This window comes from Pseudoalteromonas sp. R3 (genome assembly GCF_004014715.1).
In the GTDB taxonomy this organism is placed as follows: Bacteria; Pseudomonadota; Gammaproteobacteria; order Enterobacterales; family Alteromonadaceae; genus Pseudoalteromonas.
Genome location: NZ_CP034835.1, coordinates 3,627,367 through 3,644,493, shown reverse-complemented (window position 1 = coordinate 3,644,493; position 17,127 = coordinate 3,627,367). Strand labels below are relative to the sequence as shown.

Here is a 17,127-nt window from a genome sequence, read left to right as displayed (position 1 = left end):
TTCATCGATTCCCGGCCCACCGTGAGCGTATAACTTAAATCCTGCAGCTCAACCGGGTTATCCGACTCAAGGTAGGCAAGCAAGTCTGCGGCACGCTGCGTGAGCGCGGTCCGGGTTCTGGCCGACAGCAGTATCGGCAGGGCGGTGTCTAACGCTGGGCGCTGTGGGTTGAGATATTGTGGTGATTCTAAGATCACATGGGCGTTCACTCCGGCAAAGCCAAAGGAGGATATTCCGGCAAGGCGCTGCTCGCCCGCCCAGGGCACACATTCGGTGGCTAACTCAAACGGCGATTTCTGCAGAGAGATTTTCGGATTCAGCGTCGCAAAGTTTTGCAGCGGCGGCACCTGTTCATGCTCAAAGGCCAGCAAGGTTTTGATCACCCCGGCAATACCGGCGGCCGATTCTAAATGGCCGATATTGGTTTTCACTGTACTGAGATAGCACGGCGTATCGGGCGTTTGCTGTTTACTGGCTCGAAAGGCGCGTTTCAGGCCCTGGATCTCCAACGGATCGCCCAGCACGGTGCCGGTGCCGTGTAATTCGACAAAGCCAATCTGATCAGAGCCTATCCGGGCATTGTCGATGGCCTGCTGGATCACCCGCGACTGCGAAAACGGGCTCGGTGAGGTCAGGGTATTGGTTTTACCTGAGTGCCCCACAGCGCTGCCTTTGATGATGCCATAAATGGTGGCATTCAGCGCTTTGGCGGTCTCTACCGGCAGCAATAACACCATGCCAACCCCTTCGCCACGGACATAACCATCGGCTTCGGCATCCAGGGTTTTGCAGCGCCCCCGCGGCGAGAGCACGCCCAGCTTGCTAAAGCTGACATAGCGGTTTTTGGTGATCAGCAGGTTAACGCCACCAACCAGCGCGGCATTGATCTCACCTGAGCGAAAATCATTCATGGCCTTGTGAATGGCCACCAAAGACGAAGAGCAGGCGGTATCGACGGTTTCACTGGGCCCCTGAAAATTAAAATAGTGTGAGATGCGATTGGCAAACACCCCGGTCGACATGCCGGTCAGAAAGTGCGGGTCGATATTACCGGTCGAAAACTCCTGATAGTCGGTATTGCTGCACCCCAGATAGACACCGGTGGCGGTATTTTTAAATTGCGATGGTGCGAGCCCCGCATCTTCAAAGCAGGCCCAGGCCAGCTCCATGCTCAGGCGCTGCTGGGATCCATGCTCTGCGCTTCTTTGGGGGAAATGGCAAAAAAGCCGGCATCAAACCCGGCGATATCACCAATAAAGCCGCCCCATTTGCTAATGCTCTTTTGCGCCTGTTTATCGGGCTTTGGGTCGTAGTATTTTTTCCAGTCCCAGCGCTCCACTGGCACTTCGCTGATACTGCTGATTTTATGACTGAGGTTGTGCCAGAACTGATGTTTGTTATCGGCGCCCGGAAAACGCAGAGACAGGCCGACGATGGCAATATCCGGTGTCTTGTCTGGCAAAGAGGGAGTCTGCGGGTTGTGTTTGCTTGTCATGATCTGTCTCGATAAACGTCTAGTCGGGCTGCGCGAACGCTGTTGTTTGAGCGTCGCGCGGGTCTTTCTCAATCGGGCAGCCACGTTTATGGCGTGACTGCTACAGGGTTACTTCTCGTAAATGGTGTTGTTGATCACCAGCACATCAATGCCGGACATCAAAAACACCGCCAGCATGTCCTCAACCGAGTGGACAATGGGCTTACCCATAATGTTAAAGCTGGTGTTCAGCAGTACCGGCACACCGGTGATTTCACGGAAGCTGTCGATCAGCTTATAGTATGGCGCGTTCCATTCTTTCTTCACGCTTTGCAGGCGGCCGGTGTTGTCGACATGCACCACGCCCGGCACCTTGTCGCGCACCGCTTCTTTAAACACCAAAGTACGCTCCATATAAGGAGATTCCTGATAGTCCTCAAAGTACTCGTCTCCATACTCATGCAGGATAGACGGCGCAAAGGGGCGGAATTCTTCGCGGAACTTAACCCGGGCGTTCACTGTGTCTTTAATGTCGACCAGACACGGGTTAGCCAGGATTGAGCGGTTGCCTAAAGAGCGCGGACCAAACTCAGCACGGCCCTGTGCCCAGCCGATGATTTTACCTTCGGCCAGAAACTCTGCGGTTTTCTTATAAACATCTTCGCCATAATCGGTGGCTTTGAGGTGGCTGTAGCGGTGCAGTTTATCCAGTGATTTTTGCTTCACCTCAGAGCCGGTATAGGGGCTCTGAATTTGCGTAGAAGGCTGCCAGCTTGGGTTATCCTGCTGGTAGCACAGCAAGGCGGCACCAATGGCATTACCATCGTCTGCCGGGGCTGAGGGTACAAAAATGTTGTCAAATTTGGATTTCGCCAGCGCGGTGCCCATGAACGAGGAGTTCAGTGCACAGCCGCCGGAAATCGCGAGGTTTTTCGACGGTGCATGCTCATAGATAGCATCGATCAGATCCATAAAGATCTCACTGAATACCAGTTGTCCGGTGTAGGCAAAATCTTTGTAGGCTTCAATGGATTCGCCCGGCTCGCGCGCCATGGCTTTGATCTCTTTCATAATGGCATTGAGGTTTTTCGGCACCACGAAGTTGCCGTTTTTCACCTGCAAAGAGGCGCGCAGCAGGTCGTAGATTTTCTGATCTTTTTTACCATAAGGTGCCAGGCCCATGACTTTCCATTCTTCGCCCTTGAGCGGATCAAAGCCCAGGTTTTCACAAATAATGGTGTAAAACAGGCCCAGACTTTTAAATGAGCGTTTCACCTTGATAGGTGCCGGGGTGATCTTACCGTCTTTATAAGTGAAGTAGTCGATACTGCTTTTCTCGCCCATACCGTCTACCACCAGGCAGGAGGCTTCGCTGAATGGGCTGTTAAAACAGGCGTTGGCGGCATGCGTAAGGTGGTGATCAAAATAGCGTACTTCAGTGGGCTTTTTATTACGGTAGTTACCCACGATAAAGTTACGGCATGAGGCTTCAAAAAAGCGCGACAGGGTGCGCCCCGCAGCGGCCTGTGAGGCTCGGGCAAAGTAGAACTGATCTTTGATGTCGCGGGTGTTCACGTCAATATTAAACGAGAAGGTTTCGAGAATGCTCAGCACCACGTTTTCGAGTATGTTGGTGCTTTTCTCGCGGCCTTTACTCCAGGTTTTGGCTATCACCAGTTCAGTGCAGTCGCTGCAATAGGTCTTGAGGACTTCCTCGATGTAATAGGGGTTATCCGGCAGGCAGTACAGGCCCCGTTTGTAGCCCAGAAAACGCTCGGCGTCTTCGCAAAAATCACGTCACCCTGCTGATTGACAATCGCAATGGCAGGATCATGAAAGGAGGTGGCAAGGCCAATATAGTATTTCATCGTTTCAGTCCAAAAGTTGGGTCATTATTCTGTGTCCGGTCTGTGCCGGGGCATATTCTTTCTCTGTTACAGCGCTGTGGCTTCGTCTAATGCGATATAGCCCTGCGCGCCTTCCACATACACCGCGGGTCGGTGGCCAAACAGCAATATGGCTGGGGTACGGGTGCGCATTGGCTCGCTAATATGGGCGACTTTGATTGTTGTGCCGACGCCATGCGTTTGATTCCACTGTTCAACCTGCTGTGCCAGCGTTTGGGTGTCGTTTTGTGCGTAGTCAACTGCGTGTTGTTTGATCTCCGCCACTAATTTAGTGAGGACCTTCTTTGGGCCCAGCTCGACAAATGTCATGTCACCCTGCGCCAGCAGGTAGGTAATTGTTTCGGTCCAGCGTACTGAGTGGGTCAGCTGTGCGACCAGCTGTGACTGGATAGTGTTGCTCTGGTGGGGCAGCGCGCTGACGTTGGCAATCACAGGGACTGCGGGGGCTTTGAATTCAACCTCTGCCACGCAGCGTGCAAAGTCTGCCTGTACATCGGTCATATAGCGGGAATGGAATGCGCCGCTGGTGTTAAGCCGGATAAACCGCCCACCGGTTTGCTCTATAGCAGGCTGAGCACGGCTGATGTCGTCGCTCAGGCCTGAGAGCACGCTTTGCTGCGGGCTATTCAGATTGGCAATGTCCAGCGCATCCAGCTGATGCTCTGCCAGAGTTGCTCTTATCGCGGCCTCGTCTAACGCCAATACCGCGGCCATCGCACCGCCGCTCACCTGGCTCATCAGGGCGCCGCGCTGTTGCACCAGTCGCAGGCCATCTTCAAAAGACAGCGCACCGGCGGCAAACAGCGCGGTGTATTCGCCCAGGCTGTGCCCGGCCATAAAGTCCGCAGGCGCCGGGTCGCGCTGCTGGTGTGCCAAAAATGCCAGCGCACTGACCACATACAGGGCAGGCTGGGTGTACTCGGTCTGGTTCAGCTGGTTATGTGGGTCGTCCAGACACAAGGTTTTAATGCAGTAACCCAGCATGTCACTGGCTACCTGGGTTTGCTCGGGAAACAAGTCAAACCAGGTCTTGCCCATGCCAACGTATTGCGCGCCCTGTCCGGGAAATAAATAGCTTTTCATTGTTGCCTCGCCTGTGGTTAATCGACGTGTGCTGGCGCCAGCCAGTGCCGGGTTCGGGTTGTCAGCACGGTGGCGGTCTCTGTCATCAGCAGCTGAGCAATATTGGCCACGTGGCGCTGTTGCCACGGCTCAAGATCAGTGCCTTTCACCCATTGATTAAACGCCCCCAACGCCGGTCCGGTATGGACCTGAAAATTGACCCGCTCCTGAGTGGTTCCGGCAAATGCCAGCTTCATCGAGTGGGCAAAGTACCAGCGAAACACGCGGGCCATCTTGTACTTAGGGTCCTGCTCTGCACGCATTGCTTCTTCACTGCGCCCTTGCTGATGTAAGTACTGACAGGTTTCCTGCCAGATCTCAGCAAAGGTCTTTTTAAATACTTTGTCTTCCAGTTGCGCACGCTGCGCCGCGGGGATAGCATCCAGTGACGGGTAGTGCTGATAAAGCTGATAGAGCTTTTGCGCCCGGGCAGGAAAAAACACGCCTTTTTTCAGCACCTGTACTTTGGCACCCAGTTCAAACATGTCTCCGGCAGGGGCGTAGTCGGTGTCCTGTACATTGATGTCCTGCAACAGGGTTTTCACAGCCGCCGAAGTATCGGCTTCGACCGTACACTGGTTGATGGAGCCGGTCAGGATAAAGTCTGCGCCCATCATAAACGCAGCCGCCGCCGAGTCAGGTGTGCCTATGCCCCCGGCCAGACCGACGCGCGGTATAATGTTGAAGGCATGCTCAGCGCTGAGGGTATCGCGCAACAGTTGCATGGCGGGTAGCAGCACCGCCGGCATACCCTGATCGGTATGACCGCCGGAATCGGCTTCCACACACAGGTCGTCACACATGGCAATCTGCTTACTCAACTCAGCCTGCTCGGCGGTGATCTGACCATCCGTAAGTAAACGAGCAACGATGTGCTCGGGTGCCGGGCTTAAAAACGCACTGGCGACTTCCGGGCGTGACACTTTGGCCATCAGCTTATTGGTCGACACCACCTGGCCCTGCTCATCTCGCACCAGACCACGCAGGCGATACAGTACCAGCGCCGGAGTAATACGGATAAAAGCCGCGGCTTCCAGGCGACGAATCTGGCGCTTCAGGCACAGCTCAACCAACGCCATTTCCTGCTCTGGCTGGGTCAGATTGCAGACCAGGTTCAGGCCAAAGCGCTGTTCTTTTGAGAGCGCGTTTTGTATTTCACTCAGTGCCTGGTCAACGACATCGACAGACAAGCCGCCCGAGCCAAAAAAGCTCAGCAAGCCGGCCTGTGCCATGGCGATAACCAGCTTTGCCGAGGCAATGCCCCGATACATGCCGCCGCTGGCATAGGCATACTTAACGCCATAGTCGCGCCGAAACGATGCGGCGCCCAGCTGTTGCGCTGAAATGGCTGGAAACTGGTTTGGGCTGGTGTCGCCTGAGAGAGTATGAATCAAGGGTCAATGCCAGAGTATGATAATTACACTGAACCGTAATACATAATTATGAAAACATAATGGAGAAGCAGGAGGTTGGAGGAGTCTAAATCATCGCTGCAGGAATAGGGTATTTTTCGTAATGTCGTCGTATTGAATAGTGAAACAAATGACTTTAAAGTACATTTTCTTTATAGGTTAAGGATTTAACTATGAGCTCTTATCGGACTTTACTATCACTTGCCGTACTCAGCGGCAGTGCTTTCGCGAATCAGACGTCGACACAATTTGACGGTACCTACTTACTCAATATGGATAACCATCACAATGGTGTACTGGTCAATGACCTGACCTTTGATTTTACAATGCAGGGATTTAGTAGACACTTTATCGCCACGACAGAGAACAAAATCCTGTCTGGCTCCACTAGCTTGAATGGCACCAGTATTCGTTTTGAAGTGAGCGATCTAGTATCAGGTCAGAGTCAGTATTTTTCTGGCCACCGCGGTACATCAGGACACTATCAGGGCAGCTGGCACAGTGACGATGGCCGCGCGGGGGACTGGGGCATGGTGAATGCGGCTGATGAAGCATTCAGAACCTGTCAACAAATTTTGGATGCCGGTGCGAGTATCGGCGATGGTGTGTATCAGATTGTCGATGATAATGACGAACCGCTCTCTGTGTACTGTGATATGACAACCCATGGCGGTGGCTGGACACTGGTTGGCAGTTACCCTAATAAGGAGCCGGGCGGTAAAGCGCGGATCTCAGATTACGGCTCAGACCCTGAAACAAACCCTCTGGCACCGACTAAGTTGTGGTTGTATCAGGGCGATTTAACCCGCTTTGCGGATGCTCGTGAGCAAATTGCCTGCCCAGTAGGCGCGGGCTGTAATAACAATAAGAATGCCTTTGCTGACAACTTGACAACGCAAGAGCTGGATTTGATCCGGTATTCATGGGGCTTCCTCGACCGAGGTGATTACATGAAGGAGCTGAGAGAGATCCCAAGCTGTCGCACCGATTATGATGACGCCAGCACAGCTAAAGTCGGCTGTGTGAATCCGGACTATCTGGCCTGGGATGATGATGTGTATCGCAGCAGCTATCAGGTGGGCTGGCAGATTGACCTGTATGGTACGACGCATTGTTGGGTCGCCCGCGGCAGTTACAACTCGGATAAGTTGGGCTCCACTTCCTGTATTTCTAAAGTAGAGCCAAATGGCCAGAATTTCGCGCTACTTTGGATGCGTTAAACGATAAACTTTAGTGGGGTAAAGTGATTTGCCCCATTCCTATGGCTAGACATGACTTTATGGTTAAAGAGTCTGTTATTTCCTCAAGGCGACAATCAGCTCTTCATCTGCCCCCCAGATTTGCATAGATAGAGACAGCGCGTTAGAGGCTTAAAACTTTCTGCTGTTAAAATGTTGTGGTAAATGTTAATTTGTTGGGCTGTGGCTTGCGGTATTTGCTGTTAGATCTCAGCTTGGTAGTAACGCAGTGCCGCATTACTAGGAGCCGTTTTGGCTGCTGAGTAACATTTAATCACTTCAAGGACTAGATCATGACAGTTTTATCACGTTTTTTCTTTTTGGCTGCTGTAGTATGCAGTCAGGTAAGTCTGGCCAGTGTTCACCTGGTAGACAACGAATGTAGCGCAGCACTGAGCGCACACAGTGAGTATTCGCTCAGTCAATCTGCATTGACTCCAGACTCCTCATTACGTTTTCTCGGTTTTGACATTATAGATAAGCAAGGAGAGCCACATCTTCGGGCGCGCTTTGCTGCAAGTGGGCTGGAGTTTGCATTTTTTGATATCTACTCAGGTCAGCACTCTTTGCACTGTGGTATTTTTATCCCCGAGCGGGTTCAGGGTCAAAGGCAAGCCTGGGCTGCAGATTTGCCCGTGCGTGAGGCGTTGGCTCGTTTGCAAGACAGCAATACGCTGAATATCTGGGTAAATAGCGATCGACTGATTGAGGGGAAATCGCAGAGCTTTTTAACTGAGCTGTCTTACAGTCGAGCAGCATTGTTGAACTTATTACAACATAATAATGCAGCACGCCTGCCTTATGCTCTGAAAATGCAGCATCCCAGCGATCTCAATCAGGTTTCAGCTGACAATGATATTGTGTATTGTCTCAACTCACGGTTTGGGAAATGCGACTACAGCCACCCAGGCTACAGTGAGCTTGCACACCTGATCTTGCCCATCAAGGGTGAGGTAGTATTGGATGGTTATATCTCCCGCTTGCTGTTCAAAGAAGATGTGGAGCAAGGCGGACTGAGCGTCGCCGCAACCGATTTTGGCGTCTGGAATTGGGATAACCCGGTTTACGAACTGGGGGCGCTGCGTGGCAATGCCAAAGCCTTTTTGGCACCGTTTTTTACTTTAAGCTATCTAAGCGCGCCGGACTCAGAACAGGTCCAGACCAAAATTGCCTGGGATATTCCTTCGCAGTATGGGGCATTTCTAAATCGCAATACCTATGCCCGCGATTATGAAACTTACTGGCTGATGAACTTTGCGTTTGAACATAACCCGCTTGGCAGCCCTGAGCAGGCAAAGCAACTTGGCTATGCTGAGGATCACTACCAGCGCCAAACCCAAACCAGCTTTATCGCACTGACTGGCCTGAATGAGGCAAAGCAAGGGGCATTTAAACTGGCACCACTAAAAGTAACTTATCCTTAACCCCCTAAACTGGCTGGGTCTTATTGGACCCAGCCGAGTAGGTATTGCATGCTGGCAGCTGCCAGACAACCACAAATTTTGTCAGCATTTATTCAGTTCAGTGCAGTTACATTGTCGCAATGACATATCGATCTTTATTACCATTCATTATTCTCGTCCCTGTGTTTGCGAACGCTAAAACCAGCACCTGTTATGGTACAACGGCACGAGGCGCTTTGAGCGATGGGGTCGAGCTACCGTATTCAGGGAACAACTTTGAAGGTTACAGCCGGCTTGCGCGGCTGGCCGGGCGTACCTATGTACATTCAGAGGTGTATGAAATTGTGACAGCTGCCTATCAGGCGCTGGAACAATCGCACCCAGATAAAGTGTATAAGTACGCTGAGACAGGTTTTGCCGCAGGCGGACAGTTCAGGCCACATAAAACCCATCGTAATGGCTTATCGGTGGATTTTATGACGCCCGTTATCAATACAGCAGGTGAGTCGGTACACTTGCCAACACATCCATTTAATAAGTTTGGCTACCTTATCGAGTTTGATGAACAGGAGCAGTTTGACGGCCTGAGAATAGACTATGATGCGATGGCGGCGCACATTGTCGTGCTGCATCAGCAGGCAATACGTCGCGGTCATGATATCTGGCGTGTTATTTTCGACCCTAATTTGCAACCGAACTTATTCAGCACACTGTATGGGGAATATCTGAAAACTCAGGTTCAGTTTTCTAAAAAGCCGTCCTGGGTCCGTCATGATGAACACTATCATGTTGATTTTGACATACCCTGTGAGCCAATGACTGAAACCGGATAACGTGGTTTCAGTCATTGTGTTAAATGTGAAATAAATCTATCAGAAGTCAATTAGTGGCATAAAGGTGGCGGATGCCTGCGCAAATGCTTGTGGATCAGATGCCTTGAGCTGCATGATATCGGCCTCTGACATGACCTCTGGCAGGCCATCAAAAGCATCGGTCGTACCGAACAGCACCAGGCTTGCCATGGTGGATGCGTCAAAGTTAAGCCCCTGCAATTCTTCGATACAGCTGGTATCTGGCTGGCTCCAGATATCTCCAATAAAGTTTTGCATGATTGTCGCACCACAGGTGTTGGTGTTTACGTCCCTGGTCTGGCTGACAAAAAGCACCCCATGATGGGTCTGCGGCAGCTCAACATAACGCTGATTAATGTTAGTAAACGCGTTTTGGATCAGCGGTATATAGGTATGCGGCGTTTGTGGGTCCAGGTCGCCATTGAGTACCAAGGTCGGCATGTAGTGGTGCATTGGCTGATAGATATAAGGGTCGCTGTAACGATTGCTCCAGATTTGCTTATCTATGTGTATACGATAGCTCATAAAGTCAGGGTAGCAGGCAATGGCATCCTGACAATAAGCCAGCTTGGTTGGCAAATCGCGTTGCACATGATTAATTTCGTTGTGGGTAATAAGTTTTGAAACAACGTGCGAAAAGCCCAAAGGATCTTTTTCCCCAAGTGGGAGCACTTTTTTACCCAGGCCTTTAAAGACAAAATTATGCAGGTTATTCAGGGCCACGACGTCATCGTTATTACACCGGTTCAGGCGATGCAGCGCGGGCAACAATATCTGCTCCACAGAGCGAGACAAGCCGAGGGACGCCAGGATATGCAAAGCCCGGCGGTCAAAGTCCAGTCCGGGGCAGTGCTGGGCGGTAAAAATGTCATTAAGGCGCAGTTTGAGCTGCGACAGCGAACTGAAATTTAACCGCGACTGACAGCTTGTATCAAGCTGGCAGTAGGCGAGCAAATCGTCCAGTGTTGCGTTAAAGTTCTCATCCCACAGGTCATTACCAAATTCGGCGGGTGGCAGCACAGAGTCGAGAATAATGGCCTGAGCGCCGGTTGGGGCAACCTGACTGAACCTTTGTGCCCACAGCGTGCCATAAGAAACGCCATAGACATAGCTGGGTTGCCAGTTGAGCACCTTACTTTTGCCGATCACATAATCCAGATCCCGTGCTGCTGCTGTGGTATTAAACTCAAACAGACCATCACCCCATTGCTGATGGAGATCATCAAAACAGGTTTGGGCATACTGAGCATAATCGGCGTCAAGCGGATTGCTGCACGCCAGATGAGTAGACCAGCCAACGCCGCGATGTTCCAGCACGTATAAATCATATTGCTCGGTAAAAGGCGACAAAGTGGTATTTAATTGCTGCACAAAAAAGCTGCCAGAGCCACCTGGCCCACCCTGCAACAACCAAATTTGCCCTTTACTGTTTGCCGATTTTGCAGGGTATTTAGAGACCAGCACGGAGATTTTCTTACCGTCTGGCTCCTGCCAGTTCAGAGGCACATCGGCCAGTGTACAGGTGTTTTTACCATCTGTGGACTGAAACTGCGTCGGACACGCGCCCCAGTTAAAATCCAGATAGCGGTTAAAGTGTGATTCTGTGAGGGTGGCGGCCTGACTGACATTGCTCAGTGTGAGCGCACTCAGTGCGACTATTGATAGCTTCATTGTTTTCTTATTTCCCTTTACTTTTTATCAACCTTGTTCGTTTGTAATTAACACTATCTTATTCATGTTTTATTTTGAATTATTTTTTACCTGAAAAAGGTTCATACTGATAAACCAGCTGAGTGCGCTTTTTGAATTATAATTCTGAGTCGAGGTTGAAAATGGTTTTCAGCACCAGGGGGCGTTCAGGTTATGGCTGTGTAGGCAGTTGAGCCAAACATCCAGAAAAAGCAAATTGCCGGTGCGTAAATATGACGGGTCTTTTTCATCTCCATGCTCATCTGGTCTGACCATTTTATTTTCCTTTTTTAAATCATCTAACTTGTATAAAGTTTAGACACTTTGTGGTGGCGTTTTTTGTACTACTTTTAGCCGCAAAGCGCCGATTTTTGACAGTTGCGCTTGATTTTGATAACGTAGTGCACAAATTTGGTATGACCAATTTACCTTTAGGGTTGACCTTACCGGATCTGTTTAAGTAAAGAGTGAGCTGGATCAGTATCTTGCCGGTGTTTTGGCGGGCAGGAACAGAGACAGCTGGCTTGGGGTTTCACCTATAAACTCGGCGTTTAATCAATGTCTTTAAAGATAAAAGCAGCGAAACTATCAGATGTCATTCTGGAACAACTGGAAAATATGATCCTCGAAGGGTCGTTGATGCCAGGGGAAAAGCTGCCGCCGGAGCGTGAACTGGCCAAGCAATTTGAAGTGTCGCGGCCATCGCTGCGCGAAGCCATTCAAAAGCTTGAAGCCAAAGGGCTGGTTACCCGACGTCAGGGTGGCGGCACCTATGTGAAAAATCAGCTTGAAGAGGGTCTCACTGATCCCTTATTCGAGTTGATCAGTAAACACCCCGAGTCGCAGTTTGATTTGCTGGAGTTTCGTCACGCCCTGGAGGGCATTGCAGCGTACTACGCCGCCATGCGTGGCACGCAAACGGATCTCGATAAAGTGGAACAAAGCTTTGATGACATCGCCAGCGTTGGCGATGACCTGGTACAAAAAGCCAGAGCCATCAATACCTTCCATTTTACCGTAGCAGAAGCCTCACACAATGTGGTGCTATTACATCTGATGCGGGGCATGCAGTCTTTGCTGGAACAAAATGTATTGCAGAACTTAACGGTGTTAGTGCAAAAGCCGGAAGCCAGCGCACAGCTTGCCCATCATCGCGAGGTGTTAAAAAACGCCGTGATCGAAGGTAAGCCCGAGCAGGCAAGACTGGCCAGTAACGCGCACTTAGCCTTTATCGAAGAGGCGTTGCTGGAAGCCGGGCGGGAGCGGTCGCGTATTGAGCGCAGCTTGCGTCGCACCAAAGCACAGTAGTACACAAACAGAGCCATAAGCTAACGCTATAGAATAAATTCGTATTTTAAACATAAGGAACACTCCATATGTCTGAAGTCAATAAATTTGACGTAGACGCGCTAGAAACCCAAGAGTGGTTGCAGGCGCTTGAGTCGGTTGTAAAAGAAGAAGGCGTAGAGCGCGCACAATTCCTGCTTGAGCAGGTACTTGAGCAGGCGCGTCTGGACGGCGTTGATATGCCAACCGGTATTACGACCAACTATGTCAACACTATCCCGGCTGATCAGGAACCAGCCTATCCGGGGGATGTGAATCTGGAGCGTCGTATTCGCTCTATCATCCGCTGGAATGCGATCATGATCGTATTGCGCGCTTCTAAGAAAGATCTGGAGCTGGGCGGACATATGGCGTCGTACCAGTCGTCTGCAGCGTTTTATGAAATGTGTTTTAACCATTTCTTCCGCGCACCGAACGAAAAAGACGGCGGCGACCTGGTTTACTATCAGGGCCACATTTCACCGGGCATTTATGCCCGTGCATTCGTTGAAGGTCGTTTGAGCGCTGAGCAGCTAGACAACTTCCGTCAGGAAGTAGACGGTAAAGGTCTGTCTTCTTACCCGCACCCTAAACTGATGCCTGAATTCTGGCAGTTCCCGACTGTATCTATGGGTCTGGGTCCAATCGCGTCTATCTATCAGGCACGTTTCCTGAAATACCTTGACGGCCGTGGTCTGAAGGACACTGCCGAGCAGCGTGTATACGCTTTCCTGGGCGACGGTGAAATGGATGAGCCGGAATCTCGTGGCGCGATTTCTTTCGCGGCGCGTGAAAAGCTGGACAACCTGTGTTACCTGATAAACTGTAACCTACAGCGTCTGGATGGCCCGGTAATGGGTAATGGTAAGATCATCCAGGAACTGGAAGGTCTGTTCAAAGGCGCTGGCTGGAACGTGATTAAAGTCGTGTGGGGTTCAGGCTGGGATAAGCTACTGGCGAAAGACACCACAGGTAAGCTGTTACAGCTGATGAATGAAACCATCGATGGTGACTACCAGACGTATAAAGCTAAAAATGGCGCATACGTACGTGAGCATTTCTTCGGTCGTTACCCGGAGACCGCGGCACTGGTTGCTGACATGACTGACGAAGAGATCTTCGCGCTGAAGCGTGGTGGTCATGAGCCGTCTAAACTGTTTGCAGCGTTTAAAGCAGCACAAGAAACCAAAGGCCGTCCGACGGTGATCCTGGCTAAGACTGTAAAAGGTTACGGCATGGGTGAAGCGGCGGAAGGTAAAAACATCGCCCACCAGGTGAAGAAAATGGACATGACGCACGTTGAGCACCTGCGTTCACGTCTGGGCCTGGAAGACCTGGTATCTGACGAGCAAATCAAAGACCTGCCTTACCTGACACTGGAAGAAGGGTCTGCAGAGTACGAATACCTGCACGCCCGTCGTAAGGCACTACACGGCTACACGCCGCAGCGTTTGCCTAACTTTACAGAAGCACTGACGCTGCCAGAGCTGGATGCATTCAAGCCACTGCTGGAAGAGCAAAAGCGTGATATTTCAACCACTATGGCGTATGTTCGTGCGTTGAACATCCTGCTGAAAGACAAAGGCGTAGGTAAAAACATCGTGCCTATCATTGCTGATGAAGCGCGTACTTTCGGTATGGAAGGTCTGTTCCGTCAGATTGGTATTTACAACCCGCACGGTCAGAACTACACGCCTCAGGACCGCGACATTGTTTCTTACTACAAAGAAGCGACGTCTGGTCAGGTACTGCAAGAAGGTATCAACGAGCTGGGCGCAATGTCTTCATGGGTGGCGGCGGCAACGTCTTACAGCACCAATGACCTACCAATGATCCCGTTCTATATCTACTACTCTATGTTCGGTTTCCAACGTGTTGGCGACATGGCGTGGATGGCGGGCGACCAGCAGGCACGTGGCTTCTTGCTCGGTGCAACAGCAGGTCGTACAACGCTCAACGGTGAAGGTCTGCAGCACGAAGATGGTCACTCGCACATTCAGGCGGGCACTATCCCTAACTGTATTTCTTACGACCCAACGTTTGCGTTTGAAGTCGCGGTTATTCTGCAAGACGGTATCCGTCGTATGTACGGTCCTGAGCAGGAAAATGTGTTCTACTACCTGACACTGATGAACGAAAACTATCATATGCCTGCTATGCCAGAAGGCGCCGAAGAGGGTATTCGTAAGGGTATCTACAAGCTGGAAAGCTACACCGGTGATAAGGCTCAGGTACAGCTGATGGGCTCAGGTACTATTCTGAACGAAGTACGTAAAGCGGCGCAGATCCTGAGCGACGATTACGGCATTGCGTCAGACGTATTCTCTGTCACGTCATTCAATGAACTGGCACGTGACGGTCAGGACGCTGAGCGTTTCAACATGCTGAACCCGGATGCAGAACAAAAAGTATCTTACATCAGCACGGTACTGGGCGAAGCCCCGGCAATTGCGGCCACTGACTACATGAAGAGCTATGCCGATCAGGTTCGTGCCTTCATGCCTAGCGTTTCTTATAAAGTGCTGGGTACCGACGGTTACGGTCGTTCTGACAGCCGTGAAAACCTGCGTCGTCACTTTGAAGTGAATGCAGGCTACGTGGTTGTTGCTGCACTGAGCGAGCTGGTTAAGCAAGGCAAAGTTGAAAAATCAGTAGTAACAGACGCTATCAAGAAATTTGATATCGACACAACCAAAACCAACCCACTTTACGCATAAGAGGCTAAGTGATGGCAATCGAAATTCATGTACCAGATATTGGCGCCGATGAGGTTGAAGTAACCGAGATTTTGGTCAGCGTTGGCGACACGGTAGAAGAAGAGCAGTCGCTGATCACCGTTGAAGGCGACAAAGCATCAATGGAAGTGCCTGCTGCGCAAGCGGGTAAGGTTAAAGAAATCAAAATCAGTGAAGGCGACAAAGTGTCGACCGGTTCACTGATCATGGTCTTCGAAGCGGCGGGCGATGCGCCTGTTGCTGAGGCTGCACCTGCCCCAGCTCCGGCTGCTGCGGCGCCAGCCCCGGCAACTGCTGAAGTGAAAGAAGTCCACGTACCAGACATAGGTGGTGACGAAGTTGAAGTCACTGAAATTCTGGTTGCGGTTGGCGACAGCGTTGAAGCTGAGCAGTCTTTGATCACCGTTGAAGGTGACAAAGCGTCAATGGAAGTACCAGCACCATTTGCCGGTACTGTGAAAGAAATCAAAGTTGAGATTGGCGGTAAAGTTGCCACTGGCAGCTTAATCTTTGTGTTTGAAACTGCCAGTGCTGCAGCACCGGTTGCAGCAGAAACTGCGCCAGCCGCAGCCCCGGTTGAAGCAACGCCTTCACTGCAGGAAGTTCAAGTACCAGATATCGGTGGCGACGAAGTTGAAGTTACTGAAATCATGGTGGCTGTAGGCGACAGCGTGGAAGAAGAGCAGTCTTTGATCACTGTTGAAGGCGACAAAGCCTCAATGGAAGTACCTGCGCCATTTGCCGGTACAGTCAAAGAAATCAAAGTTGCTGCTGGCGATAAAGTGTCAACGGGTTCACTGATCTTTGTATTTGAAACTGTTGCAGCTACAGCACCAGCTCCGGCAGCACCTGCGCCTGCAGCTGCAGCTGCACCAGCTCCGGCGGCTAAAGCGGCTCCGGCAGCCTCTTCTGCGCCAAGTGCAGCCAAAGACGAGTTTGTTGCTAATGATGATTATGCCCATGCTTCGCCTGTGGTACGTCGTCTGGCGCGCGAGTTTGGCGTTAACCTGGCACGCGTTAAAGGTACGGGCCGTAAGAACCGCGTACTGAAAGAAGACGTTCAGAACTATGTGAAAGAACTGGTTCGTAAGGTTGAGTCTGGCGAAATCAGCAAAGGCGGAAATTCAGGTGGCGGTGAGCTGGGTCTGATCCCTTGGCCGAAAGTCGACTTCAGCAAGTTTGGTGAAGTAGAAGAGAAGAAACTGTCTCGTATCCAGAAGATCTCTGGCGCTAACCTGCACCGTAACTGGGTTCAGATCCCACACGTGACGCAGTTTGACGAAGCCGACATCACCACGCTGGAAGCATTCCGTAAAGAGCAAAATGTACTGGCTGAGAAGAAGAAGATGGGCGTGAAGATCACTCCATTGGTATTCGTAATGAAAGCCGCAGCGAAAGCACTGGAAGAGTTCCCAACTTTTAACTCGTCACTTTCAGAAGACGGTGAAAGCCTGATCCTGAAGAAGTATGTAAACATCGGTGTGGCAGTTGATACGCCAAATGGTCTGGTTGTGCCTGTCTTCAAAGACGTCAACAAGAAAGGCATCATCGAGCTGTCTCGCGAGTTGATGGACGTGTCTAAGAAGGCCCGTGAAGGCAAGCTGACTGCAGCTGACATGCAGGGCGGTTGTTTCACTATCTCAAGCCTGGGTGGTATTGGCGGTACGGCATTTACGCCAATCGTGAATGCACCAGAAGTGGCTATCTTAGGTGTCTCTAAGTCTGAGATGAAGCCGAAGTGGAATGGTAAAGAGTTTGAGCCGCGCCTGATGGTGCCGCTGAGCTGCTCATACGACCACCGTGTTATTGACGGTGCACTGGCAGCCCGCTTTACTGTGACGCTGGCCAATTACCTGAGCGACATTCGTCAGCTGGTAATGTAAGCCAAAGCAAAACCGCATGACCTCAGGTTGTGCGGTTTTGTCATATTTTTACTGTCCTGTCTGATATTTGGGCGGGACATCTGTGGG

The 17,127-nt window shown here is 51.1% G+C and carries 10 protein-coding genes and 1 pseudogene; 6 read left to right on the top strand and 5 right to left on the bottom strand.

Annotated elements, in window-relative coordinates; genetic code table 11:
• Positions 1-5: 5 nt before the first annotated feature.
• The 4 genes and pseudogenes from ELR70_RS25770 to ELR70_RS21070 all read right to left on the bottom strand — a co-directional run.
• Positions 6-1,495 (bottom strand): annotated as a pseudogene (locus ELR70_RS25770) (beta-ketoacyl synthase N-terminal-like domain-containing protein); the annotation flags it as partial.
• Positions 1,496-1,603: 108 nt separating this feature from the next.
• Entirely contained in the window at positions 1,604-3,148 is a 1,545-nt protein-coding gene (locus ELR70_RS21080) for a carbamoyltransferase C-terminal domain-containing protein (RefSeq protein ID WP_241566343.1), read from the bottom strand.
• Between the two features lie 260 nt (positions 3,149-3,408).
• Entirely contained in the window at positions 3,409-4,464 is a 1,056-nt protein-coding gene (fabD, locus tag ELR70_RS21075) for an ACP S-malonyltransferase (protein ID WP_054015942.1), read from the bottom strand.
• A gap of 17 nt (positions 4,465-4,481) precedes the next feature.
• A complete protein-coding gene (locus tag ELR70_RS21070; protein WP_054015941.1) occupies positions 4,482-5,897 on the bottom strand; it encodes a PfaD family polyunsaturated fatty acid/polyketide biosynthesis protein in 1,416 nt (471 codons plus the stop codon).
• 191 nt (positions 5,898-6,088) lie between these two features.
• On the opposite strand from ELR70_RS21070, the gene ELR70_RS21065 reads away from it, so the two are divergent.
• The 3 genes from ELR70_RS21065 to ELR70_RS21055 all read left to right on the top strand — a co-directional run bounded on the left by ELR70_RS21065 (position 6,089) and on the right by ELR70_RS21055 (position 9,389).
• Positions 6,089-7,135, top strand: a complete 1,047-nt coding sequence (locus ELR70_RS21065; protein ID WP_054015940.1) for a fibrinogen-like YCDxxxxGGGW domain-containing protein — start codon at positions 6,089-6,091, stop codon at positions 7,133-7,135.
• Between the two features lie 311 nt (positions 7,136-7,446).
• Complete coding sequence (locus tag ELR70_RS21060) at positions 7,447-8,577, top strand: hypothetical protein (protein WP_054015939.1); 1,131 nt, start codon at positions 7,447-7,449, stop codon at positions 8,575-8,577.
• Positions 8,578-8,696: 119 nt separating this feature from the next.
• On the top strand, positions 8,697-9,389 hold the full coding sequence (locus tag ELR70_RS21055; protein ID WP_054016055.1) for a penicillin-insensitive murein endopeptidase: 693 nt from the start codon (positions 8,697-8,699) through the stop codon (positions 9,387-9,389).
• 39 nt (positions 9,390-9,428) lie between these two features.
• Here ELR70_RS21055 and ELR70_RS21050 read toward each other — a convergent pair whose 3' ends face one another.
• Positions 9,429-11,078: an alpha/beta fold hydrolase gene (locus ELR70_RS21050; RefSeq protein ID WP_054015938.1), complete on the bottom strand. Its 1,650-nt coding sequence runs from the start codon at positions 11,076-11,078 to the stop codon at positions 9,429-9,431.
• A gap of 576 nt (positions 11,079-11,654) precedes the next feature.
• On the opposite strand from ELR70_RS21050, the gene pdhR reads away from it, so the two are divergent.
• The 3 genes from pdhR to aceF all read left to right on the top strand — a co-directional run bounded on the left by pdhR (position 11,655) and on the right by aceF (position 17,040).
• A complete protein-coding gene (gene pdhR, locus ELR70_RS21045; protein WP_054015937.1) occupies positions 11,655-12,404 on the top strand; it encodes a pyruvate dehydrogenase complex transcriptional repressor PdhR in 750 nt (249 codons plus the stop codon).
• A gap of 68 nt (positions 12,405-12,472) precedes the next feature.
• Complete coding sequence (gene aceE / locus ELR70_RS21040; protein ID WP_046003629.1) at positions 12,473-15,139, top strand: pyruvate dehydrogenase (acetyl-transferring), homodimeric type; 2,667 nt, start codon at positions 12,473-12,475, stop codon at positions 15,137-15,139.
• 11 nt (positions 15,140-15,150) lie between these two features.
• The gene (gene aceF / locus ELR70_RS21035; RefSeq protein WP_054015936.1) at positions 15,151-17,040 is read left to right on the top strand and encodes a pyruvate dehydrogenase complex dihydrolipoyllysine-residue acetyltransferase; all 1,890 of its coding nucleotides are present in this window, start codon (positions 15,151-15,153) and stop codon (positions 17,038-17,040) included.
• Positions 17,041-17,127 lie beyond the last annotated feature (87 nt).